At 67.7% G+C, this 23,201-nt stretch carries 20 protein-coding genes; 7 read left to right on the forward strand and 13 right to left on the reverse strand.

All coding sequences use genetic code 11. The features are described 5' to 3' along the window. The first annotated feature begins 18 nt into the window (after positions 1-18). Positions 19-1,143, forward strand: a complete 1,125-nt coding sequence (locus FOC67_RS13205; RefSeq protein WP_009314147.1) for a pyridoxal phosphate-dependent aminotransferase — start codon at positions 19-21, stop codon at positions 1,141-1,143. A 149-nt stretch (positions 1,144-1,292) separates the two neighbouring features. On the opposite strand, the gene tpx is transcribed toward FOC67_RS13205, so the two are convergent. The 3 genes from tpx to FOC67_RS13220 form a co-directional block, all read right to left on the reverse strand. After that, on the reverse strand, positions 1,293-1,790 hold the full coding sequence (tpx, locus tag FOC67_RS13210; protein ID WP_003089950.1) for a thiol peroxidase: 498 nt from the start codon (positions 1,788-1,790) through the stop codon (positions 1,293-1,295). A 134-nt stretch (positions 1,791-1,924) separates the two neighbouring features. Further along, the gene (locus FOC67_RS13215) at positions 1,925-3,274 is read right to left on the reverse strand and encodes a sodium:alanine symporter family protein (RefSeq protein ID WP_003089954.1); all 1,350 of its coding nucleotides are present in this window, start codon (positions 3,272-3,274) and stop codon (positions 1,925-1,927) included. Positions 3,275-3,428: 154 nt separating this feature from the next. Further along, entirely contained in the window at positions 3,429-4,340 is a 912-nt protein-coding gene (locus tag FOC67_RS13220) for a LysR family transcriptional regulator (RefSeq protein WP_009314146.1), read from the reverse strand. A 118-nt stretch (positions 4,341-4,458) separates the two neighbouring features. On the opposite strand from FOC67_RS13220, the gene FOC67_RS13225 reads away from it, so the two are divergent. After that, a complete protein-coding gene (locus FOC67_RS13225) occupies positions 4,459-5,454 on the forward strand; it encodes an aldo/keto reductase (protein ID WP_003089960.1) in 996 nt (331 codons plus the stop codon). A 187-nt stretch (positions 5,455-5,641) separates the two neighbouring features. Here FOC67_RS13225 and FOC67_RS13230 read toward each other — a convergent pair whose 3' ends face one another. The 9 genes from FOC67_RS13230 to FOC67_RS13270 form a co-directional block, all read right to left on the reverse strand. Next, positions 5,642-6,577: a phosphatidate cytidylyltransferase gene (locus FOC67_RS13230; protein WP_003089962.1), complete on the reverse strand. Its 936-nt coding sequence runs from the start codon at positions 6,575-6,577 to the stop codon at positions 5,642-5,644. Between the two features lies 1 nt (position 6,578). Beyond that, complete coding sequence (locus FOC67_RS13235; protein ID WP_003112154.1) at positions 6,579-7,208, reverse strand: 1-acyl-sn-glycerol-3-phosphate acyltransferase; 630 nt, start codon at positions 7,206-7,208, stop codon at positions 6,579-6,581. A gap of 11 nt (positions 7,209-7,219) precedes the next feature. After that, positions 7,220-7,672, reverse strand: a complete 453-nt coding sequence (locus FOC67_RS13240) for a hypothetical protein (protein ID WP_003089966.1) — start codon at positions 7,670-7,672, stop codon at positions 7,220-7,222. After that, positions 7,665-9,014, reverse strand: a complete 1,350-nt coding sequence (locus tag FOC67_RS13245; protein ID WP_009314145.1) for a phosphatase PAP2/dual specificity phosphatase family protein — start codon at positions 9,012-9,014, stop codon at positions 7,665-7,667. The genes FOC67_RS13240 and FOC67_RS13245 overlap by 8 nt, the downstream gene beginning before the upstream one ends. After that, the gene (locus FOC67_RS13250) at positions 9,014-10,774 is read right to left on the reverse strand and encodes a bifunctional alpha/beta hydrolase/class I SAM-dependent methyltransferase (RefSeq protein WP_009314144.1); all 1,761 of its coding nucleotides are present in this window, start codon (positions 10,772-10,774) and stop codon (positions 9,014-9,016) included. The genes FOC67_RS13245 and FOC67_RS13250 overlap by 1 nt, the downstream gene beginning before the upstream one ends. A gap of 89 nt (positions 10,775-10,863) precedes the next feature. After that, positions 10,864-11,499: a CDP-alcohol phosphatidyltransferase family protein gene (locus tag FOC67_RS13255; RefSeq protein WP_009314143.1), complete on the reverse strand. Its 636-nt coding sequence runs from the start codon at positions 11,497-11,499 to the stop codon at positions 10,864-10,866. Positions 11,500-11,633: 134 nt separating this feature from the next. After that, on the reverse strand, positions 11,634-15,299 hold the full coding sequence (locus tag FOC67_RS13260) for a translocation/assembly module TamB domain-containing protein (RefSeq protein ID WP_009314142.1): 3,666 nt from the start codon (positions 15,297-15,299) through the stop codon (positions 11,634-11,636). Beyond that, positions 15,296-17,035 (reverse strand): autotransporter assembly complex family protein, encoded by a 1,740-nt coding sequence (locus FOC67_RS13265; RefSeq protein ID WP_003122638.1) that lies wholly within the window; start codon positions 17,033-17,035, stop codon positions 15,296-15,298. The genes FOC67_RS13260 and FOC67_RS13265 overlap by 4 nt, the downstream gene beginning before the upstream one ends. Before the next feature lie 133 nt (positions 17,036-17,168). After that, positions 17,169-17,882, reverse strand: coding sequence for a GNAT family N-acetyltransferase (locus FOC67_RS13270; protein ID WP_003139068.1), 714 nt, complete (start codon positions 17,880-17,882; stop codon positions 17,169-17,171). A gap of 144 nt (positions 17,883-18,026) precedes the next feature. Here FOC67_RS13270 and xthA point away from each other — a divergent pair, with 144 nt between their 5' ends. Continuing rightward, complete coding sequence (gene xthA, locus FOC67_RS13275) at positions 18,027-18,839, forward strand: exodeoxyribonuclease III (protein WP_003104469.1); 813 nt, start codon at positions 18,027-18,029, stop codon at positions 18,837-18,839. Positions 18,840-18,945: 106 nt separating this feature from the next. On the opposite strand, the gene FOC67_RS13280 is transcribed toward xthA, so the two are convergent. Then, the gene (locus FOC67_RS13280; RefSeq protein ID WP_003131260.1) at positions 18,946-19,377 is read right to left on the reverse strand and encodes a VOC family protein; all 432 of its coding nucleotides are present in this window, start codon (positions 19,375-19,377) and stop codon (positions 18,946-18,948) included. Positions 19,378-19,480: 103 nt separating this feature from the next. On the opposite strand from FOC67_RS13280, the gene FOC67_RS13285 reads away from it, so the two are divergent. From FOC67_RS13285 to FOC67_RS13300, 4 genes are all read left to right on the forward strand, one after another. Continuing rightward, positions 19,481-20,386, forward strand: a complete 906-nt coding sequence (locus FOC67_RS13285; RefSeq protein WP_009314138.1) for a LysR family transcriptional regulator — start codon at positions 19,481-19,483, stop codon at positions 20,384-20,386. A gap of 60 nt (positions 20,387-20,446) precedes the next feature. Then, positions 20,447-21,841, forward strand: coding sequence for a substrate-binding domain-containing protein (locus FOC67_RS13290; protein ID WP_003122636.1), 1,395 nt, complete (start codon positions 20,447-20,449; stop codon positions 21,839-21,841). A gap of 149 nt (positions 21,842-21,990) precedes the next feature. Beyond that, positions 21,991-23,034 (forward strand): TerC family protein, encoded by a 1,044-nt coding sequence (locus FOC67_RS13295; RefSeq protein WP_003089993.1) that lies wholly within the window; start codon positions 21,991-21,993, stop codon positions 23,032-23,034. Further along, positions 22,991-23,182: a hypothetical protein gene (locus FOC67_RS13300; RefSeq protein ID WP_003089995.1), complete on the forward strand. Its 192-nt coding sequence runs from the start codon at positions 22,991-22,993 to the stop codon at positions 23,180-23,182. The genes FOC67_RS13295 and FOC67_RS13300 overlap by 44 nt, the downstream gene beginning before the upstream one ends. Positions 23,183-23,201: the final 19 nt, after the last annotated feature.

The following is a 23,201-nucleotide window of genomic DNA, read 5'->3' on the forward strand; positions in this document are numbered from 1 at the left end:
GTACACGGAGGTGAAGCTATGCCCGCTTTGAGTCGTCGTTCGTTCGTGACCCTGACCGCCCTGGCCTCCAGCAGCATCCTGCTGAGCCCGCGAGCCTTCGCCGGGAGCGGCGCGACAAGCGCCGCCGGGAAGCCGCAAGAGACCTTCCTGGATTTCAACGAAAGCCCCTACGGCCCCTCCGCCAAGGCCAGGGCCGCCATGCAGCAGGCGGCCGCGCTCTGCGGCCGCTACGACTACGACGCGCAGGACGCCCTGGTCGGCCTGTTCGCCAAGCAGAACGGCATCCCCGCCGAATGCGTGCATGCCTACTGCGGCTCGCGCCAGCCGCTGCAATACGCCGTCGCGGCGTTCACCGGCAAGGAGCGCAGACTGGTCATGGCCGATCCCTCCTACGACTCCGTGGTCGGCGCCGCCCAGGTCCAGGGGGCGAAGGTCGCTGCCGTGCCGCTGGACGCCGAGGCGGCCCACGACATCGAGCGCATGCTCGCCGCCGCGCAACGCGACGCCGGGCTGATCTATATCTGCAACCCGAACAACCCGACCGGCACCCTCACCCCGCACGAGCGGATCGTCAGGGCGATCGAACGCAAGCCCGAGCGCAGCGTGGTGCTGGTCGACGAGGCGTATATCCATTTTTCCGACGCACCCAGCGTCGTTGGCCTGGCCGTCCAGCGCCAGGATGTGCTGGTCCTGCGTACCTTCTCGAAACTCTACGGGATGGCCGGCGCCCGGCTCGGCCTGGCCATCGGGCATCCGCAGCTGCTGGCGCGGCTGGAGCGCTTCGGCGGCCACAACGTGGTGCCCTCGCCGACCGCCCACGCCGGGCTGGAAAGCCTGCGTGACGACGATCTGGTGCCACGGCGCAAGCAGCAGAACGCAGAGGTCCGCGAGCGCACCATCGCCTGGCTGCGCCAGCAGGGCTTCCGCTGCACCGCCTCGCAGTCCAACTGTTTCATGGTGGATATGCGCCGTCCCGCCGAGCTGGTCATCGCCGAACTGGAGAAACAGCGGGTGCACGTCGGCCGCCCGTGGGCCTCCTGGCCCAACTGGGTCCGTGTGACGGTAGGCAGCGAGGAAGAGATGCAGGCGTTCCGGAGCGCCTTCGCCAGCGTCAGCCGGCGCCATCAGGTCGCCATGCGCTAGCGCTGCGTCTCTGCGACGCAGGGCGGATGACCGCGCTGCGATTATCCGCCCTGCTCATGGCCCGAGGCGAGCAGCCAAGGGAATCGGGTTCGCCCGTTACCAGCCAGCCTGGCCGACGGTCATGGGACGAAGCGGGTTGGCCGTGGGGCTCAGAGAGCCGCCAGGGCCGCCGCGTAGTTCGGCTCGTCGGCGATTTCGCCGACCAGTTCGCTGTGCAGCACCTTGTTCTGCTCGTCGAGCACCACCACGGCGCGCGCGGCCAGGCCGGCCAGCGGGCCGCTGGCGATGGCCACGCCATAGTTCTCGAGGAACTCGCGACCGCGCAGGGTCGACAGGTTGACTACGTTCTCCAGGCCTTCGGCGCCGCAGAAGCGCTTCTGCGCGAACGGCAGGTCGGCGGAGATGCACAGCACCACGGTGTTGGCCAGCTTGCCGGCCTCGACGTTGAACTTGCGCACCGAGGTGGCGCAGGTCGGGGTGTCGACGCTGGGGAAGATGTTCAGCACCTTGCGCTTGCCGGCGAAGTTTTCCAGGGTCACGTCGGCGAGGTCGCCGCCGACCAGGCTGAAGGCCGGAGCCTGGGCGCCTTTCTGCGGGAGCTGGCCATCGACGTTGACCGGGTTGCCCTTGAGAGTCACTTGAGCCATTGCGTTGATCCTTCTAGTCAGTGAGAAGCCGCCGGCCCTGTGGCCGGCAGCGGAAGCATTCGGGGCCGGCGACGATGCTAGCACGCTTTACCCGAGCGAAAACCTCGGGTTTGAGCGTCGCCGTCCCCCGAGGCTCAACTCCTGGCCTTGGCGAAATACTCCCGGGTCAGGCGGAACACCACCGGACTCAGTAGCAGCAAGGCGATCAGGTTGGGAATCGCCATCAGCGCGTTGAGGGTATCCGCCACCAGCCAGGCGAAGTCCAGCTGGGTCATGGCGCCGAACGGAATCGCCAGGGTCCAGACGATCCGGAACGGCAGGATCGCCCGGGTGCCCACCAGGTACTCCCAGCAGCGCTCGCCGTAGTAGCTCCAGCCGAGGATGGTGGTATAGGCGAACACCACCAGGGCCAACGACAGGATGTAGTGGCCGACGCCCGGCATCGCCGCCTCGAACGCCGCCGAGGACAGCGCCGCGCCGCTGGCGCCGCTGGTCCAGACGCCCGAGGTGATGATCGCCAGGCCGGTCAGGCTGCAGATGATCAGGGTATCGATGAAGGTGCCGAGCATACCGATCAGGCCCGAACGCACCGCGCTATGGGTCGTGCCGGCGGCCTGGGCGATGCCGGCGGTGCCGAGGCCAGCCTCGTTGGAGAAGATCCCGCGTGCGACGCCGAAACGGATTGCCGCCATCACCGCTGCGCCGGCGAAGCCGCCGGTGGCGGCGATCGGCGTGAAGGCGTGGGTGAAGATCAGTTGGAACGCGCCGGGAATCGCCTCGGCATGGACCACCAGGACGATCACCGAGGCGACGATGTAGCCGACGCACATGAACGGCACCAGGGCTTCGGCGACCTTGCCGATACGGCGGATGCCGCCAAGGATCACCAGCCCGGTGACGAGCATGGTGGCGACCCCGGTGACCCAGTCGGGCACGCCGAAGGAAACCTCCAGGGCATCGGCCATGCTGTTGACCTGGACCATGTTGCCGATACCGAAGCCGGCGAGCCCGCCGAACAGCGCGAAGGCCGCGCCGAGCCAGGCCCAGCGCTTGCCCAGACCGTTCTTGATGGCATACATCGGACCGCCGACGTGTTCGTTGCGCTCATCCTTCTCGCGGTAGTGCACCGCCAGCACCACTTCGGAGAACTTGGTGGCCATTCCCACCAGCGCGGTGCACCACATCCAGAACAGCGCGCCCGGGCCGCCGAGGAAGATCGCCGTGGCCACCCCGGCGATGTTGCCGGTACCGACGGTGGCCGCCAGGCAGGTCATCAGCGCCTGGAACGGGCTGATCTCGCCGCTGCTCTCGTCATCCTTGCTACGCCCCTGCCAGAGCAGGCGAAAGCCGACTCCCAGGCGCACCAGGGGCATGAACTTCAACCCCAGCATCAGGTACAGGCCGGTGCCGAGAATCAGCACCAGCATCAACGGCCCCCAGACCACGCCGTTCAGGTCGACCACCCACTTCTGCAAGCTTTCCATCAGCGATCCTTATTCTTGTTCGAATGAATGCGGCCTGGCGGCAGTGGGCATCCGGAACTCGGACGAACATCCCTGCTCGACAGGCCAAGGCTGCCGATCCTAACGAGGTTATCCCGGCGAAATCGAGAAAAATCTTCACCAGGAAGCCTGCGTCTCATTGCGTCTCGCCGGCCGCCTGGCGACCGAACAGTTCCACCAGCCAGTCGACGAACACCCTCACCCGCGGCGACAACTGGCGCTGCGAGGGATACACGGCATGCAGCGGCAGCGATGGCGGCAACCATTCGCCGAGCACTTGTCGGAGGCTGCCGTCGGCCAGGCCGGCGGCGACGTGATAGTGCGGCGCCTGGATCAGCCCGAGCCCGGCCCGGCAGGCGGCGACGTAGGCATCGGCGTTGTTGACGCTGACCCGGCTGCGCATCGGCAGCGTGCGTAGGCGCCCGTCGACGCTGAACTCGAAGTCGGCGGTACGCCCGCTGGAAGGCGACTGGTAGTTCACCGCGAGGTGCCCGCCGAGTTCGGCGAGCTGCCGCGGATGGCCATGACGCTCCAGGTAGGCGGCGCTGGCGCAGGTCACCTGCGGCAGGTCGGCCAGGTGCCGGCCGACCAGGCTGGAATCGTGCAGCTCGCCGACCCGCAGCACGCAGTCCGCACCCTCGCGCAGCAGGTCGACCAGGCGATCGTTGCTGCTCAACTGCAGCTCCAGTTCCGGGTAGCGCTCGCAGAACTCCGGCAGGAACGGAATCACCCGCATCCGCCCCAGTGCGCCCGGCAGGTCGACCCGCAAGCGCCCGCGCGGGTTGTTCAGGACGCGTGGAAAGCAGCTTTCCGCCTCCTCCAGGTCCGCCAGCAGGCGCACGCAACGCTCGTAGTAGGCCTGCCCGTCGAGGGTCAGGCTGACCTGGCGGGTGGTGCGCTGCAGCAACTGCACGCCAAGGTGCGCCTCCAATTGCTGGATCGCCTGGGTCACGCTGGCGCGCGGCAGCTCCAGGCTGTCCGCGGCCTTGCCGAAGGCGCCCAGCTCGACGATGCGGGTGAAGGCCTGCATGGCCTGGAAACGATCCATCGGACGTCCTCGATTATTTGGAAAATACGAATGGTAAAACCGTAATTATGGGCTTTATCCAGGCCAATGCGGAGCGAAGAATGACGGCGTTTTCCTTCCCTCCCGCGAGGCTCGACACATGAAAACCCGTCAACTCGGCCACAACGGCCCTTCCGTCTCCGCCATCGGCCTCGGCTGCATGGGCATGACCGACTTCTACACCACCGGCGGCGACCGCCAGGAGGCCATCGCCACCCTGCATCGCGCCGTGGAACTCGGGCTGAACTTCTTCGATACCGCCGACATGTACGGCCCGCACAGCAACGAGGAACTGCTCGGCGAGGCCCTGCGCGGCAAACGCGAGCAGGTGTTCCTGGCCAGCAAGTTCGGCATCGTCCGCGACCCTGCCAATCCCCAGGCGCGCGGCGTCGACGGCAGCCCGGCGTATATCCGCCGCGCCATCGAAGGCAGCCTGAAGCGCCTCGGTACCGACCGCCTGGACCTTTACTATCAGCACCGCATGGACCCGCAGGTGCCCATCGAGGACAGCGTCGGCGCCCTCGCCGACCTGGTGAAGGCCGGCAAGATCCGCCACATCGGCCTCAGCGAAGCCTCGGCGGAAACCCTCGAACGTGCCCACCGGGTGCACCCGATCAGCGCGTTGCAGAGCGAGTACTCGCTGTGGACTCGCGATCCGGAGGACACCGGGGTGCTCGCCGCCTGCCGTCGCCTGGGCATCGCCTTCGTCCCCTACAGCCCGCTGGGCCGAGGTTTCCTTACCGGCACCCTGAAGCGCCCGGAAGACTTCGCCGCCGACGATTACCGTCGTTTCAGCCCGCGCTTCCAGGGCGAGAACTTCGCGAAGAACCTGAAGCTGGTGGACAAGGTCGGCGAACTGGCCGCGGCCAAGGGCGTGAAACCCTCGCAACTGGCGCTGGCCTGGGTGCTGGCGCAGGGCGATGACCTGATCCCGATTCCCGGCACCAAGCAGCGGCGCTACCTGGAGGAGAACGTCGCCGCGACGGAACTGCGCCTGAGCGCGGCGGAACTGGCCGAGCTGGATGCGATCTTCCCCGCCGAGGCGGTCGCCGGCAGTCGCTATAGCGAGGAAGGCATGCGCCTGGTCAATCTCTGAGACAGTGAAGCTGCGGTCACGTCTCCATATGCCGGAGCCTGGTTGTAGGGCGAATCACCGCTTGCGGTTATCCGCCGCTTATCCGGGGTTTCGGCGGATACCGCCTGTGGCGGTATCCGCCCTACGGGTCTCTATCGCTCGCAATTTCCTGGCTGCCTACACGGCGGGGAACGGCGACGGGCGAACCTCAGGGCGTCCACCAGTAGCGCACCACGTGGAAGAAGATCGGCGCGGCGAAGCACACCGAGTCCAGGCGGTCGAGCATGCCACCGTGACCTTCGATCATGTGCCCCCAGTCCTTGACCCCACGGTCGCGCTTGATCGCCGACATCACCAGGCCGCCGAAGAAGCCCAGCAGGTTGATCAGCAGCGCGATCAGCGCCGCCTGCCAGAGGTTGAACGGGGTGATCCACCACAGCGAGGCGCCGATGGCGGTGGCCAGGGCGATGCCGCCGACGAAGCCTTCGACGGTCTTCGACGGCGACAGGTTGGGAGCGATCTTGCGCTTGCCGAACAGCTTGCCGCAGATGTACTGCATCACGTCGGAGAGCTGCACGACGATCACCAGGTAGGCGATCAGCAGCAGGTTGCGCCCCTCGAAGCCGGGAATGTCGAGGGTCAGCAGCGCCGGCACGAAGGAGATACAGAACACCGCCAGCATCAGGCCCCACTGCACTTTCGAGGCGCGCTCGAGGAAGTGCTTGGTGTCGCCGCCCAGCGAGGCGAGGATCGGCAACAGCAGGAACACGTACACCGGGATGAAGATCGAGAACATGCTGTACCAGTCGATGTAGATCAGCAGGTACTGCATCGGCAGCACGAAGTAGAACGCCGCCACCAGCGCCGGGTAGTCGCTGCGCCGGGTCGGGGTGAGGGTGATGAACTCGCGCAGGGCGTAGAACGACACGCCATAGAACAGCAGGATCACCGCCGCCTGGCCGAGCCAGAAGGCGAAACCGATCACCAGGACCATCGCCCACCAGGCGTTGATCCGCGCGTTCAGGTTGTCGATCACCGCGTTCGGGCCGGGACCGGCGCGCCACTTGAGGACGAAGCCGACCAGCGAGGCGAGCAGCAGCAGCGCGCCGATCCCGCCGAAGAGCATCCAGGTCTGTTCGTTCATCTCAGGCCTCCTCTTCCGGCGCCAGGTCCAGCAGGGCCATGCGCGCTCGTTCGAGGAACGCCTCCTTGCCTTCTTCCGCCGTGGCGACCAGCGGCTTGCCGAAGCTCAGGGTGCAGAGCAGCGGCAACGGCAGCATGCGGCCCTTGGGCATGACCCGGTTGAGGTTGGCCAGCCAGACCGGCACCAGCTCGACCTCCGGGTGGGCCAGGGACAGGTGGTAGATACCGCTCTTGAATGGCAACAGCTTGACCTCATCGTCCAGGTTGCGGGTGCCCTCGGGGAAGATGATCAGCGAGTCGCCGCCGTCCAGGGCGCGGTCGAGGGGTTCGAGCGGATTGGCATTGGCATCGCTGCGCTGGCGGTCGACCAGCACGCCGTTGAACACCTTGTTGATCACGTAGCTGCGCAGCCCGGCCTTGTTCCAGTAGTCGGCGCCCGCCACCGGCCGGGTACGCCGCCGCACCTCCGGCGGCAACGAGGCCCAGAGCAGGACGAAGTCGCCATGGCTACTGTGGTTGGCGTAATAGATGCGTTGCTTGGGGATCGGCGTAGTGCCCAGCCAGAGGCTGCGCAAGCCGGTGATGGCGCGGGCGCCGGCGATGATGCCATAGGCGACGACTGATTCGAGCATGGGAAGACTCTTCAGGTTTGAGCGTTGAATAGAGGGATCGACAACAGGCACGACAAGGCCAGCAGGAACTGGGCGCCACAGGCCAGCGCCTGCCAGCGTAGCAGGCGCAGGGCGCCGCGGCTGCGCTGGTTCCAGGTGCGCCCCGCGGCGTCCGCGCGGGCCAGGCCGAGGTCGGCCAGGGCCCGGTCCAGGTCTTGGGTCTGCGCCTCCAGCCTGTCGCCGGCGCGGCTGAAACGTTCGAACAGTTCGGCGTCCAGGGCCACTCGCAGCGCCCAGTACTTCTGCCACAGGCCGAGCATGGCGATCGCCAGCATCGCCGCAGCGAAATAGCGCCAGCCGATGCCCTGCACGGCCTGATACAGGCCCAGCCCGATGGCCAGCAGGGTCAGTGCGGCGGACAGCCGGTCGATCTCGCGGCCACGGCGCAGCAGCGCCGCCACCAGGGCCAGGGATTGCTCAGGCATGGCGCACCTCGCCCAGTTCCGCCGACGGCTCCGGCACGCTCCCGCTCAGCGCCGCGAGGGTCCGCCGCTGGGCCTCGCCCAGCAGCACTTGCGGTCGCGCCCGGCGTAACACCGCCACGGCCGACTCGACGTCCGCCGCGCGGCCGCTGAGCAGCAGCCAGGCGGCGACCAGCGTGGCGCTGCGCGAATAGCCCAGGGCACAGGCCACCAGCAGCGGCCCTTGCGCCAGCAGTTCGTCGATCAGCGCGGCGGCGCGCCGGCAGTCCCCGACGTCCGGCGCGACCAGGTCGAGCAACGGCAGGCTGCGATAGGCCAGCCCCTGCGGCTCGCAGGAAAGTTCGGCGGTAGCGTCGAGCAATGCGCGGAAGCGGCCGTCGGCCAGTTCCGCGGACGACGGCAGGCGCCCCAGCCAGAGGCCCGGCAGCACCTCGTCCGGCTGCGGCCGGCGACGGGTCCAGAGCCAGGCGTTGATCCGCGCGCCAAGCAGATATGGCGCCAGCAGCCAGCGCACGGCGGCGCTCAGGCGGCCAGTGCTGCCCTTCTGGAAGCCGGCGGCGCCGAACAGCAGGTAGTTCAGCGCCACCAGCGCCAGCGCCAGCGCCGGCCAGCACAGCCACAACGCCGCACCGCCGACGGCAAAGGCGACGGCGGCGCAGGCCAGCGCGCCGAGGCCATAGCGAGCGGCCAGCCGCCGCCGTTGCCGGTCGCGGCTCAGGCTGGCGCGGGCGAACGGCGCGGGCTGCGCCTGCGGCCACAGCCAGACGCACAGCCAACCGGCCAGCGCGCCGGTGGGCACGTCGATGAAATGGTGCTGCCAGGTGGTCAGCACCGACAGCCCGATCAGCGCGAACCAGCCATGCAGCAGCCAGCGCCAGGCGCCGCTGGCGTAGCGCGCGTAGCAGACCCAGAGCACTACCAGCAGGGCGATGTGCAGCGACGGTGCCTGGTTGTACGGTTTGTCGAACCCCATCAGCACGTCGAACAGCCAGCCGAACACGCCGCCCAGTTCCGGCCGTTCGAAGGTGAAGCGCAGGGGGAACAGCAGGAAGCAGGTCACCGACAGCACCTGGGCGCTGAGCAGGCGCAGGCAGTGGGTGTCCAGCTCGCGCTTGTCCCGCGGCAACAACAGCGACAGGCCGTAGAGCAGGTCGATCGACCAGTACGGCAGGATGGTCCAGGGCCACAGCGGCATCCCGCGTTCCCAGTCGAAGACCAGGCTGCCGACGTCGCCGCGCTGGCTGGTCAACCAGTTGGCCAGGCCATAGCTGGCGAAGAAGAACGGGCCGAGGAACAGCAGCCAGAGCACCGCCCGCTTCAGTACCCCCGGCTCGCGCGGCGCCATCAGCGGGCGACCTTCTGCGCCAGCGATACGCTGAAGATGCCCCACTGGTCGACCCGCTGGGTGATCTTGCGGAAGCCGGCGGCGGCCACCAGTTGGTCCATTTCCGCCTGGGTCCGGCGCCGCATCACCCAGGCCTGGCCCTGGCGGTGGCTGGTCAGCGCGCGGGCGATCAGTTCCAGCTGCGGGTGCCAGGGCTGTCCGGTGTAGACCAGGTAGCCGCCCTCCTCCAACGCCTCGCCGAGGCCGGCGAGGGAGTCGCCGACCATGCGGTTGTCGGCGAACAGCTCGTAGAGCCCGGAAACCACCCCGAGGCTCGGCTTCGGTTGCAGCGCCGCCAGGTCGGCGCGATCGAAGGCATCGCCCTTGACGAAGCGGGCGATGCCGGCGAGGCCCTTGCTTTCGATCAGGGCGCTGCCGTCACGCACGTTGATCTCGCTGTAGTCGCGCAGGAGGATGCTTTCCGGCAGCGGCTCGACGCCTTGCAGGGCTTCGAGGATGTAGCGGCCGTGGCCGGCGGCGATGTCGACGATGCGCACCTCGCGCTGCTCCTCGCGCAACCGCTGCATGGCCAGGCGCAGCAGCTCCTCGGCGTGCAGCTTGCGCTGGCGGATGCCGCGCCAGCCGATGGAGTCCAGGTAGTTGCGGTCGATCAGGCGACCCAGCGGGCCGCTGCCGCTGGGCTGGTTGCGGTAGACGTAGTCGAGGGTGCTGCCGGAATCGAAGCCGGTGTCGAAGCCCAGCTTGACCCCGTCCGACCACAGGCTGCCCAGGCGCAGGCCGGCACGGGTGGCGCGCCAGTAGAGATCGCGCGGCGAGTTCTTCGGCAACGGCGCGGCCAGCGCCTCGGCCTCGGCGCAGGTATGACCCAGGCGGTCGGCATCGAGCAGGCTCGGTCGTTCGGGGACCGTGGCGAATGCCTCGAGGAGGAAGCGCCGGGCACGGCCGACGGCCAGGTGACGATCGCGCTCGCCAAGGGTGTCGTGGAAGAAGCCGGGCAGGATGTGCTTTTCCTTGCGCAGGCTGCCGAGACGCTCGAAGAAGCGCTCCTGCGGCGCACGATGGACGACGAAGTCGGCCCCGGAAATCAGCAGTTGGGTGGGAATCTGGATCGCCTGTGCGTCCGCTACCACCCGCTCGGCAGCTTCGTAGAGGCCGAGCAGGACGTTCACCGAGATCGCCTTGGCGATCAGCGGGTCGCTGTCGTAGGAGGCGATCCGCTGCGGGTCGTGACTGAGGAAGCGTGCCTTGACATAGCTGTTGACGAAGAAATTGCCGCGCCACAGGCGCATCAGTTTCAGCCCGCTGCGGGCGAACGGCACGTAGAGCTTGACCTGGAACGCCGGCGAAGCCAGCACCAGTGCGCGCACCTTCGGCGCGTAGTCGTGGGCCCAGGTGGCAACCAGCACCGCGCCGACGCTCTGCGCCACCACCGCCATCCGCTCTTCGGCGATACCGTGGACGGCCTGGATATGGTCGACGAAGGTCTGTACGTCGCGCACGCTGGTGGCGAAGCTCGGGCTGTCGCCGCGGGCGCCTGGCGAGAGGCCGTGGCCACGGGCGTCCCAGGCGAAGAAGTCGTGTTCCGGCAGGTCGAGTTCGTCGACCAGGTGGGCGATCCGCCCGGAGTGCTCATGGCCGCGGTGGAACAGCAGCACCGCCTGGCGCGTGCCGTCCGGCGCCGGGCGGCTGGCCGGCCAGTGGCGGTAGAAGAGTTCTACCCCGTCGTGGGTGGTGAAACGCAATTCCTGTACGTCGCGCATGTGATGTCCCTATGTCGTTGCCCCGGCCGGGAACCCGGCGGGGTTGCTTCCTGCGGGCGCCCACCTCCATGGCGTTCGCCCATTCCCGCTCAGGCCTGGTCGTCGCGGCCCCGCCGACTCGCGGCCAGCTCGGCCAGGCCCTGGCGCACACGGTTGCCGATGGTCAGCAGCAGCAGGGCCGCGATCAGCAACATCAGCCAGTCGATCCAGGCCAGCGGCAACAGGCCGCTGGCCACCCCGGCGCCGATCACGCCGAAACACAGCGCCCGGTCGCTCTTGCCCATCGGGCCGTCGTAGCGGCGCGAAGCGCCGACCATGGTGCCCAGCGCACCGGCATATTCGCTGATCACCGCCAGCAGCACCACCAGCACCACCCACAGCGGATTGACTCCCGGCAACAGGGCGAACGGCAGGTACAGGCCGCTGTCGGCGATCACGTCGGTGAGTTCGTTGAGGTAGGCGCCCAGGTCGGATTTCTGGCCGAACTCGCGGGCGAGCATGCCGTCCACCGCGTTCAGCGCCATGCGCAGGAACATCCACAGCGGAACGAGGGCGAACAGCCAGAGATGGCTGGCGAAACCGGCGACCAGCGCGCCGACCAGCAGCGACAGCAGGCAGGCCGCCAGGGTCACCTGGTTGGCAGTGATGCCGCGCTGGTAGAGGCGCTGCACGCCGGGACGAAGAAGATTCTGAAAGCGCGGTTTGAGTTGATAGACGGAAATCATGTCAGCCAGTCCTTGTGCCGAGTTGCTTCGGGCACCGACCTGGCGGTCGGCGCCCGCTCCATTCTACGACGTCGATGCGCCGCTAAAAGTGACACACTTTTATGCGTTACGCATGGTCCGTATCAGCGCATCCGTCAGAAATCGCGCTTGAAGAACAGGTCCAGCGAACTGGCCAGGCCGCTCGCCGCTTCGAGATAGAGGCGTTTGGTCAACTGGTAGCGCAAGGCGATGGTATTTGCCGGTTCGAACACTCCAACACCATAGCGCAGGCTGAGCTTGTCGGTGATATTCCCGCTGGCGACCACGCTGGTGCTGTTGCCGGTGCCCTCGGTGTCCAGCTGGAAGTCCTGGATGCCGAGCTGCTTGGCGATTTCCCCGGTGAGCGGTGCGCTACCCGCCAGGCCCAGGGCCAGGGCCGCCTCGCCGAGCATGTTGCTGTCTTCGCCGGTGCTCATCGGCCGCCCCAGCACCAGGTAGGACAGCGCCTGCTCCTGGCTCATCGCCGGTTCGGAGAATACCGCGCTGGTCGGCTGCTCGGCGCTGCCGGTCAGGCGCAGGCCGGCGACCACATCGTCGACCCGGCGGATCGCCTCGATATCCAGGTACGGCTGGTCGATCGGTCCGGCGAAGAACAGCCGCGCCCTACGGATCGTCAGGCGCTGGCCGTAGGCACGATAGCGGCCCTTGTTCAGGTTCAGCTCGCCGCGGGTATCCAGGTTGTCGCCGATGTGCAGGTGGCCGGCCAGTTCGGCGCTGAGGCCGAAGCCGGAGAACGCCAGCTTGTCCTGGCCGACCTCGACATCGATGTCCATCTTCATCTTCAGCGGCTGCTGCTCGGGCTGCTCGGAGCCGACGATCACCGCGTCGTCGGAGACCTTGACCGTCGATGGCGGCAACTGGCGGATGGTGATGTCGCCACGCGGCACCAGGACCTTGCCGGAGATCGCCAGCTCCTGGCCGGCCATGCCGATCTTCAGGTCCGGTTCAACCTCCAGTTGCGCATAGGGATCGACCACCACCGGCAGGCGGTTGCCACGAATGTTCAGGGCGACGTTCAGCGCCTCGCCCCAGCTCAGGTTGCCGGACAGGCTGCCCTGGCCGTACCTGCCGCTGCGCCAGCCGCCGCCGAGTTCCAGGCTTTCGCCAGCGATGCGAGCGTCGAGGGAAAGGTTCTCGAAGCTGGTCGGCAGCTCGCCGCCGCCGATGTTGCCGTCGCTCAGCGTCACCCGTCCGTCGACCCGCGGCGCCAGCAGGCCGCCGGACAGCCGGCCGCTGCCGTTCAGCCTGCCTTGCAGTTTCTCCACCATCGGCACGAACGGGCGCGCCACCGACAGGTCGAGGCCGGCCAGGCTGAACTCGCCGCTCAGCGGCTTGCTCGCCGGGCGCGGGTCGATCTGCGCCTGCACCCGCAACTCGCCGAGCTTCGGTCCGCGGAAGTCGAGGGAGGTATCGACGCGGTTGGGCGCCAGCCGGCTCTCCAGGCGCAGGCTGTCGTAGCCGACGTCGACCCACTGGCCCTGGTCGCGCAGGCGCAGCGTACCGCTGCCGGCGTCCAGGCTGACCACGCCGCTCGGGCCGCGGGCCGGAACGTCCAGTTGCAGGTCGCCGTTCAGCTTGCCCTGCCAGGCGAAATCCTCGGGGAACCATTGCTTCAGGCTGTCCAGCGGGAAGTCGCGCAAGGTGTAGCGCAGCCGCGGCTCGGGCAGCAGGCGCTGCTCGCCGCCGCAGAGGCTGGCGCCGCCGGATACCCAGCAATGTGCGCCGAAATTGACCTTGCCGTCGGCCAACCGCTCCAGGCGCGCCGGCTGCTGTAGCTTCCAGTCCTGGCCGCCGCTGCTCAACTCGCCGCGCGCCAGGCGACCGCGCCAGTTGCCGCGCTCCAGTTGCCCGTCGAAGGCCAGGCCGAGCTTGAGCAAGGCACCTTGCAGGTCCAGTTCCAGTTGCTGGCGGCGTTGGTCGCCGCGGGCATTGGCCTTGAACAGGCCGAGATCGGTTTCGCCGCTGCGCAGGCCGGAAGCGACCAGCGCCAGAGTGCCGTTCTGCCGGGCATCGAGGTTCGCCTGCAGGTCGAGGCCGGCGATGCGCTGCTCGGCGTAGGCGATCTGCTGTCCCTTGAGGTTCAGCCTGCCTTGCGGCGCCGCGAGACTGCCAGCCAGGTCGAGGCGTCCCTCGAGGCGACCGAAGAGTTGCGGCCAAAGCTGGCCGAGACGGTTCAGGGCGATGTCCAGGCGGCCTTGCAGGCGCTGGTCGAGCGCCCCGCTGCCCTGCACCTTGTTATCCCCCAGGCGCAGGTCGAGGTTGCCCAGCGTCCAGCGCTGCCCCTCGCCTTCGGCGCGCGCCTGGAATTGCGCCGGCTGGCCGCGCAGGCGGCCCTTGACGTCGAGATCCACGCCCAACGCCAGTCGCTCGTCGCGAACACTTCCCTGGCTGCGCAAGGGACCGGCCAGTGAACCCGGCAGCTCGGCGACCCAGTACGCCGGGTTCAGTTCGCTGAGCTGCAGGGCGGTATCCCAAGCCACGCCATTGTCGAAACGCAACGTCACCCGGCCCTCGGCCTGGCCTTGCCCGGCGCGGAGCTGCAGCGACGGCAGGTTGAGCTGGACGAGGTCGCCGGACACCGGGCTGGCCAGCGTGAAGTCGCCCGCCGGACCGCTCGCCGCCGCGCTGAAATTGCCCAGGTAGCGCTGGTCCTGGTAATGCACTTCCGCCTTGAAGGTCTTCAGCGTCACCGGCGGCGGCTCCGCCAGCGGATACAGGCGCAGCCAGGGGAAATCCTTCCAGTCCAGGGTCGCGTCGGCGGCCAGGCTTTCGCGCCAGTCCAGGCGTCCGACCAGCTCCAGGCGCTGCTCGCCGCCAGCGTCCAGGCGCAGTTGGCGGATATCCGCGCCCTGGGCGTCGACCCGCCCGTCCAGGCTCAACGCCACCGCCCCGCCCTCGCCCGGCAGGCTGGCGCCGCCGCGGATCAGGTAACCGCTCTTGAGATCGCCGCCGGCATCGAGCTGGATGGCATTCAGGGTCAAGGTGTCCGGTAGTCCGGCCGCACCCTTGAAACCGTCGGCGCGGATCAGCAATCGTGCCGGCAGGTTTTCCGCCAGCGCCTGCAACTGTCCTTCCAGGCTGCCGTCCAGGTAACCGCTGCTGCGGCCTTTCAGGGTCAGCGCCTGCTGCAGCTCACCGCCGACCTGGACGGCCAGCTTCCACGGCTTACCTTCGGGAGCGGGCAGGCCGAGCATGGCTTCGGCCTGCAAGGGCCAGTCGCCGCTCGGCTGCAAGCGCCCCTGGAGCGCCAGGTCCAGGCCGAAGCCCCGCGCCGTCAGCGAGTCGATGTGCAGGCCGTCGGCCAGCCAATGGGCCGCCAGCTTGAGTTCGGCGACCTGCTGGTTGCCGTCGAGCAGGAAGCTGCCGACCGCCACTTCGCCGAGTTCGATGCTCAGCGGCAGTTTCAGCGTCGGCAGGCTGATCGGCCCGCTGTCGGCGCTGTCGCCGCTCGGCGGCAGGTCCAGCGCGACCCTTTCGGCGGCCACCCGCTGCAGGCACAGGCGCAGCCCCGCCAGGCAGGCCGGCGACCAGCGCAGTTCAGGCCGCTCGACGACCAGTTGCGTACCGTCCTGCGCCCAGGACAGCCGCTGTGCCTGCCAGGCGCCACCGAGGCGACCCTCGAAGCCGCTGACCTGCAGGCCCGGCACGCGGCCGAGCAGCCAGGCGCTGCCGGCCTGGGTGCCGAGCAGCGCAGCGAGTCCCAGGAGCAGCGCGAGGAGCAGCCCGACTATGGCCAGCAAGGTGATCTTCAGCGCCTTCACAGTTCTGGCCCCATGGAGAAGTGCAGGCGGAAACCGCCGTCGTCGTCGAGCGCATGGGCCAGATCGAGGCGCAACGGGCCGACCGGCGAGACCCAGCGCACGCCGAAGCCGACCCCGGTCTTGATCGACGGGAAGTCCAGCGAGTTGAAGGCGTTGCCCTGGTCGACGAAGGTCGCCAGGCGCCAGCGCTCGGCCAGCGGATACTGATACTCGACGCTGCCGGCGATCATGTAGCGGCCGCCGATCTTGTCGCCATCGGAATTCTCCGGCGACAGCGTCCGGTAGTCGTAGCCGCGCACGCTCTGGTCACCGCCGGCGAAGAAGCGCAGCGAGGGCGGGATCGACTTGTAGTCGTTGGTGGCGATTCCGCCTACCTGCAGGCGGCCGAGCAGGCGATGGCCGCCGGCGAAGCTGGTCAGGCCCTTGGCCATGGCGTCGACATGGAGGACGTCGGCGTCGGCCAGCAGGCCTTCCTTCGCCCCCTTGACGTTGAACTGCAGGCGGTAGCCATGGCTGGGGTCGACCTTGTTGTCGGTCTCCAGCAGCGAGTAGCCGATCCCCGGCATCAGGAAGCTGCTCAGCCCGGAGTCGTCGCCCAGCTTGTACTCCTCGCGCATCCAGTTCAGCGAAACCACCCGCTGCCAGCCATCGGGCTGCTTGCTGTGCCATTCGCCGCCAAGGGTCAGCAGCTTGCTCTCGGTGTCGACCAGGTCTTCGAACTGGTAGCCGCTGGTGAAGCGCAGCTTGTCGGTGAGCGGCGGATCGAGGGGAATCTCGTACCAGGCGCCGACGTTCTGCCGCGGTGCGGAGATTTCCGACTCGAATCCCAGGCTATGTCCTTCGGCATTCACCCAATGGCGAGTCCAGTTGAACCTCGCGCGCGCCCCGACGTCGGTCGAGAAACCGAGGCCGACGCCCATGGTCCGGGGCTTGCGCGCCTCCAGCCGGACCGCTACCGGGATCGCCTGGCGCGCGCCGTCGGCCTGAGCCTGGGTCGGCGCGGCGTCGACCCGCACGCCCTCGAAGTAGCCGCTGGATTGCAGGTTCTGGTTGAGTTCGGCGATCAGTTCGGAGTCATAGGGTTGGCCGGCCTTGAACGGCACCATGCGGCGCAACAGTTCTTCCTCGATGATCGAGTCGCCGTCGAAGCTCACCTTGCCGAAGGTGTAGCGCTGGCCGCTGTCGTAGACCAGGTCGATGTCGGCGATGCCGGCGCGCGGATCGATGCTCAGGCGCTGGGTGCTGAAGCGGCCCTGGAAGAAGCCGTAGCGCGAGGCCTGGTTCTGGATCAGCCGCTTGGCGTCCTCGTAGACACCCTGGTTCAGCTTCGCGCCCGGTTTCAGCTGCTTCCCCGACGGCAAGCGGAAGCTCTCCAGGCTGGCGGCCTCGCCGAGCACCTGGATGTTCACCTGGCGCAGGCGCACGGGCTCGCCGGGCACTACCTTGAGCGTGAGCTTCGGCGGCTTGCCGTCCTTCACCTCGCTGTCGATCTGCGCCTGGAAGTAGCCGAGCGCCTGGGCCGCCTTTTCCGCCTGCGCCTCGGCATTGCGGCGGAAACGTTGCAACGCCGCCTCGTCCCGCTCGCCGAGGCTACCCACGTAGGCCTCGATATTGGCCTTCAGGGCAGCATTGGCGGGGGTGACGCGCACGCTAAGCTGGCTCTCCGCGAAGGCGGCCGTACTCAGGCACAGCAGCCCGGCCAGCGGGAACCGGAACAATCCTTGAGTCAGTCTCATGGCGCGGATGCTACGCAGGCGGGTGGCGCGCGTCCAGATTTGCGCGGACGCCGCCGACCACCTCCTGACATTCGGGTTTTATGACGCCAAGCGCCTGACAGGCATGGCTTTTCTCGCGCGTCCGGGGGAACGCTCAGGTCGCCGCCGGCGTCTCGCCAGGATGCAGGAGGACGTGCTCGCGCACCGCTCCCAGCGTCACCTCGCCGATCTCGCGGTAGCCGTGCCGCTGGTAGAAGTCCAGGTAGCGCGCATTGCCAGTATCCAGGACCAGCCCCTGCGAAGCGGAGTCCTCGGCGCACCAGCGCTGCACGGCCGCCAGCAACTGCTCGCCGATCTGCCTGCCCTGGTACTCGGGATGCACGCCGAGCATCGGCAACTGGTGATGGGGGCCGACCGGCAGGCAGGCCTGCACCGCCCGGTGGTAATCCAGGTAGCGCCGGGTCGCGGCCAGGCCGACGCTGAACAGCATGCGCAGGCGCCAGCTCCAGCTCTCGGTGATATCCAGGCGCCGCTGCGGCGGCGTGATCAGGGCCGCCGCGACCAGCCGATCGTCGATGAACAGGCCGATGGCCGGCAACTCTTCGCCCAGATGGCGCTCGACCATCTCCCGGACGCACGCACGCACGCGCTGGTCGTAGCCGGCGCGCTGCGCATCCATCAGGTAGGCGAAGGTCGGTTCGTGGCGGTAGGCGTGGTAGAAAAGCGAGCGGACTTCGCGGCTATAGCCGTCGTCGAGCAGACGGACATCGGTGACCTGATCAGGCATGGAACGCATTCCTTGTCGGCCGCCGGCGCAGCGACACGCACGCTTCGCCACGGCGATTGGTCGAGCGGATGGCCTGGCCATCCCCGTCCGCGGCAGACCACAGGGCCGGCAAAGCGCCAAGCCACACAGCCATCGGGTACCCGGCGGACACTAGCACAGCGCCTCCAGGGTCGCCAGGCATCCCCCGGCTGGGCTAGCATTCCTGTTTTTGCCAGGACGCCCACCATGAAAATCGTCTCTTTCAATATCAACGGTCTGCGCGCCCGGCCGCACCAGTTGGCGGCGCTGATCGAGCGGCACCAGCCCGACGTGATCGGGCTGCAGGAAACCAAGGTCGCCGACGACCAGTTTCCCCAGGCCGAGATCGAGGCGCTCGGCTACCACGTCCACTACCACGGGCAGAAAGGTCACTACGGCGTCGCCCTGCTCTCCCGCCAGGCGCCCCTGGAACTGCATCGCGGCTTCCCGAGCGACGGCGAGGAATCCCAGCGGCGCTTCATCTGGGGCACCTTCAGCGACGCCCAGGGCAACCCGATCACCGTGATGAATGGTTACTTCCCGCAAGGCGAGAACCGCGAGCATCCGACCAAGTTCCCGGCCAAGCAGCGCTTCTACGCCGATCTCCAGTCGCTGCTGGAGAACAGCTTCAAGCCCGAGCAGGCCCTGGTGGTGATGGGCGACATCAATATCTCGCCGGAGGACTGCGACATCGGCATTGGCGAGGAAAACCGCAAGCGCTGGCTGAAGACCGGCAAGTGCAGCTTCCTGCCGGAAGAGCGCGAATGGCTGGCTACCTTGAAGAACTGGGGCCTGGTCGACAGCTTCCGGGCCCTGAATCCGGAGGTGAACGACCGCTTCAGTTGGTTCGACTACCGCAGCCGTGGCTTCGAGGACAACCCCAAGCGCGGCCTGCGCATCGATGTGATCCTGGCCAGCCGGGTGCTGCAGTCGCGCTTCAAGGACGCCGGCATCGACTACGACCTGCGCGGTATGGAGAAACCCTCCGATCACGCCCCGATCTGGCTGGAACTGGCCTGAGACCCAGCCTAAGGAAAAGGCTCATCCCCGGATGAGCCTTCAGGCGGTCGCTGCCTGGCCCGGGCGATCTCGCCGACGCCCCCCTATCCGGCGCGCGACCTTTCCCTCAGGCAGGATTGTCCACCCGCGGCCCCTTCAGCTCCACTCGATTGCCGTCCGGATCGAAGAAGTACAGCGACCAGCCGTCGCCCTCGGCGCCGAAGCGGATTTCCGCGGGAACCTGCGGGACCAGGCCGAACCCCTCGAGATGGGCGATCAGCGCGGCCTCGTCGAACGGCTCGATGCGCACGCAGAAATGATCGACGTTGCGCCCTTCCCCACCCGGCGCCGCACCGCCCTCCCGGCCGAGCGACCCGGACACCGCGACCAGGTCGAGCATCGACGTGCCCAGGCGCAGATGGGCCAGCTCCAGGTCGTCGCGCCACTTCACCACCACGCAACCGAGGACATCGCGATAGAACGCGATGCTGCGTTCCAGGTCGCGGACCCGCAGGACGATGTGATCGAGACGTTCGACGACGAAGGGTTGCATGGTCATTCACCTCTAGGACCGTGGACTATGGCGAGACTTTAGCCAGCACACCTCGGGTTGATAATGCTTTAATCCCTGATTCATTGATTACTGATAGTGAATTATCGCCGTGGATCACCTCACCGCCCTCAAGGTCTTCCGCGCCGTGGCCGCGAATGGCGGCTTCGCCGCCGCGGCCCGGCAGATGAATCTCTCGCCGGCCGCCGTGAGCAAGAACGTCGCCGGGCTGGAAGCGCACCTCAAGGTGCGCCTGATCAATCGCACCACCCGCAGCATGAGCCTGACCGAGGCCGGCGAAGTCTACCGGCAGCGCCTGGAGCGCATCCTCGACGACCTCGAGGCCGCCGACGCCGCGCTCACTTCGATGCAGCAGGGCCCCAGCGGCCTGCTGCGGGTCAGCGCCCCGCTGACCCTCGCCCTCACCTGCCTGACCCCGGCCATTCCGGCTTTTCTCCAGCGTTATCCGGACCTGCGCCTGGAACTGCTCCTGCAGGACGGCCGCCAGGACCTGATCGCCGAAGGCATCGACCTGGCCCTGCGCGGTAGCGACCGGGTTGCGGACTCCGGCCTGGTCGCCCGCCCGCTGCTGATCCTGGAGCACGTGCTCTGCGCGGCGCCGGCCTACCTCGGTCAGCATGGCCAGCCGCTGCGGCCGGAGGCCCTGCGCGAACACGAGTGCATCCGCTTCAGCCTCTCTGGCCATGCCGACCGCTGGACCTTCCGCAAGGGCCGCGAGTGCATAGCGGTGCCTATCGCCGGGCGTTACCGGGTGTCCTCCAGCCTGGCGGTGCGCGATGCCCTGCTCGCCGGCTTCGGCTTGAGCCTGATCCCACGGCTGTACGTACAGGCGGAACTGGCCGAAGGCCGCCTGGTTGAATTGCTGGCCGGCTGGAAGGCCGACGAGACGGCGATCCACGCGGTCTATCCATCACGCCAACTGGCCGGCAAGACCCGAGTGTTTCTCGACTTCCTGACCGAGACAATGGCGCAGGGCCATGATTCCCCAACGCTGTAACCTTAGCGTCACCCGTCTGACTTAATCTCGCCGGCAAATTCCCTTCCCCCATAGAAGACGATGCCCGCGATGCCACACCGCCAGCGCGCCAGTGACAAAGACCTCTGGAGCCGTACCCTGAGCCTGGTTTTCCTCGGATTCCTCTGTTACGCCTTCCCCTGGACGGTATTCGCCGCCCCCTTGCCGATCCCCTCGGACGACACGCCGGCGCTGCGCATCCAGGGTTCCAACACCATCGGCGCGAAGCTCCTGCCGGCCCTGGTCGAGGGCCTGATGGAAGAGGAAGGCCTGGAGGATATCCGCCGTACCCCCGGAGAACGGGAAAACGAACTCCATCTGCTCGGCAAGAGCCGCGACGGCCGCCTGGTGAGGGTGGAGCTATCCGCCCACGGTTCGAGCACCGGCTTCGCCGCCCTCCTCGAACGCCACGCCGAACTCGCCGCGGCCTCGCGCCCCGTCAAGGACAGCGAAGTTCGCGCCCTGGCCGGCTTCGGCGACCTGCGCAGCCCATATGCCGAGCAGGTGATCGCCATCGACGGACTGGCGATCATCCTGCATCCGGACAACCCGCTGGCCTCGCTGGACACCGCGCAACTGGCGGCGGTGTTCGCCGGCGAGGTGCGTACCTGGGAAGAACTGGGCGGCAAGGGCGGCGCCATCCGCCTGTACGCTCGCGACGAGCAGTCCGGCACCTACGACACCTTCAAGGAACTGGTGCTGGCCAGTCACGGCAAGAGCCTGGCCAGCGACGCCCGCCGCTTCGAATCCAACGATCGGCTGGCGGCCGCGGTGAGCGCCGATCCGCACGCCATCGGCTTCGTCGGCATCGCGTCGGTGGGCCGGGCCCGCGCCTTGGCCATCGCCGACGGCGAATCGCTGCCGATGGCGCCCCAGGAAAGCCTGATCGCCACCGAGGACTACCCGCTGTCGCGCCGCCTGTTCCTCTACCTGAAGCCCGGCGAGAAGAACCCCTGGGCCCAGGCCCTGGTACGTTTCGCCCAGGGCCCGCGCGGCCAGGCGATCGTCACCCGCAGCGGCTTCGTCGCGCAGAAGATCCAGGCGGTGCAGATCGCACCGCGCCCGCAGATGCCCGCCGAATACCGCAAGCTCGCGGAACAGGCGCGGCGCCTGACGGTGAACTTCCGCTTCCAGGAAGGCAGCGCGCTGCTCGACAACAAGGCACTGCTCGACGTACAGCGTTTGCTGGACTACCTGCGGCAAAATCGGAAGTTGCAGGAGCGCACCGTGCTGGTGGGCTTCGGCGATCCCAAGTCCGACGCCGAGCGTTCGGTCCTGCTTTCGCGTCTGCGCGCCATGGCCGTGCGCCGCGAACTGGCCCGCGGCGGCGTGAGTTTCCGCGAGATCGCCGGCTTCGGCGACGAGTTGCCGGTCGCCAGCAACGACCAGGAACTGGGCCGACAGAAGAACCGGCGGGTGGAAGTCTGGGTCTACTGAACGCTGTAGCACTTTGTAACCTCGCCGTTTTGCCGGCGCCCGGAGCCTGGTTTATTTTTTCCGAGTGACTGCGGGCCCCTCTGACGGTAAGCAATTGCCGCCATGTCGGAGTCACATGACCATCCGACAATTCGAAGCGAGGGGGCCCAATGGCAGCTCTGCATGCATTTCTCACCGAACCGTTCCTCGGTACGGCTATCTGGTTCTGGCTGGCCTTCCTGGCCATCGTCATCGTTCTCCTGGTCCTCGACCTCGGCGTGCTGCAACGCGACCACCACGAAATCGGCGTGCGCGAAAGCCTGCTGCTGTCCGCCGGCTACTTCGCCTGCGGCCTGGCCTTCGGCGGCTGGGTCTGGTACGCCTTCGGCCCCACCAGCGCGGTGGAGTACTACACCGGCTTCCTGGTCGAACAGTCGCTATCGATGGACAACGTGTTCGTCATGGCGATGATCTTCAGTTTCTTCGGCATCCCCCGCCGCTACCAGCACCAGGTGCTGTTCTGGGGCATCCTCGGCGCCATCGTCCTGCGGGCGATCATGATCGGCCTGGGCGCCGCGCTGGTGAAGGAATTCGACTGGATCATGTACGTGTTCGGCGCCTTCCTGCTGTTCAGCGGCGTGAAGATGCTGTTCAACAAGCACGAGGAAGAACCCGACCTGGAGCACAACCCGGTGCTGCGCTTCCTGCGCAAGCACATGCGGGTGACCAAGGAACTGCACGAGCATCACTTCTTCGTCCGCCTGCCGGACGCCAGCGGCAAGCTGGTGCGCTACGCCACCCCGCTGTTCTTCGCCCTGGTGCTGATCGAGCTGGCCGACCTGGTGTTCGCGGTGGACAGCGTGCCGGCGATCTTCGCCATCACCCAGGACCCGTTCATCGTCTACACCTCGAACATCTTCGCCATCCTCGGCCTGCGCGCCCTGTACTTCTCGCTGGCGGCGATGATCCACCGCTTCGTCTACCTGAAATACGCCCTGGCCCTGGTGCTGGTGTTCATCGGTGCGAAGATCATGCTCCACGGTGTGATCGGCAAGATTCCCGCCGGCCTCTCGCTTGGCGTAACCTTCGGCCTGCTGGCGGGCGGTATCCTGCTCTCCCTGCTGAAGACCCGCACGCCGAAAGCCACCGTCGAGGACAAGGCCGAACCGAATGCCGAACACGCTCTGGATCGAACGTCTGGACACCCACGCTGAACCTTTCTGGCGGGTCCGCCTCGGCACGCGTGGGATCTGCTTCCGCAACGAGCGGGCGGCCCGCGAGTTCGCCGCCCTGCTGCACAGCCGTCGCGCGTGGCAGCTGGAACGCAACGCCGAGGAAAAAGGGGCAGACTCCCCGGAATGAAAAAGGCCCGCACCCGCGG

This window comes from Pseudomonas sp. FDAARGOS_761, from assembly GCF_013343155.1.
In the GTDB taxonomy this organism is placed as follows: Bacteria; Pseudomonadota; Gammaproteobacteria; order Pseudomonadales; family Pseudomonadaceae; genus Pseudomonas; species Pseudomonas aeruginosa.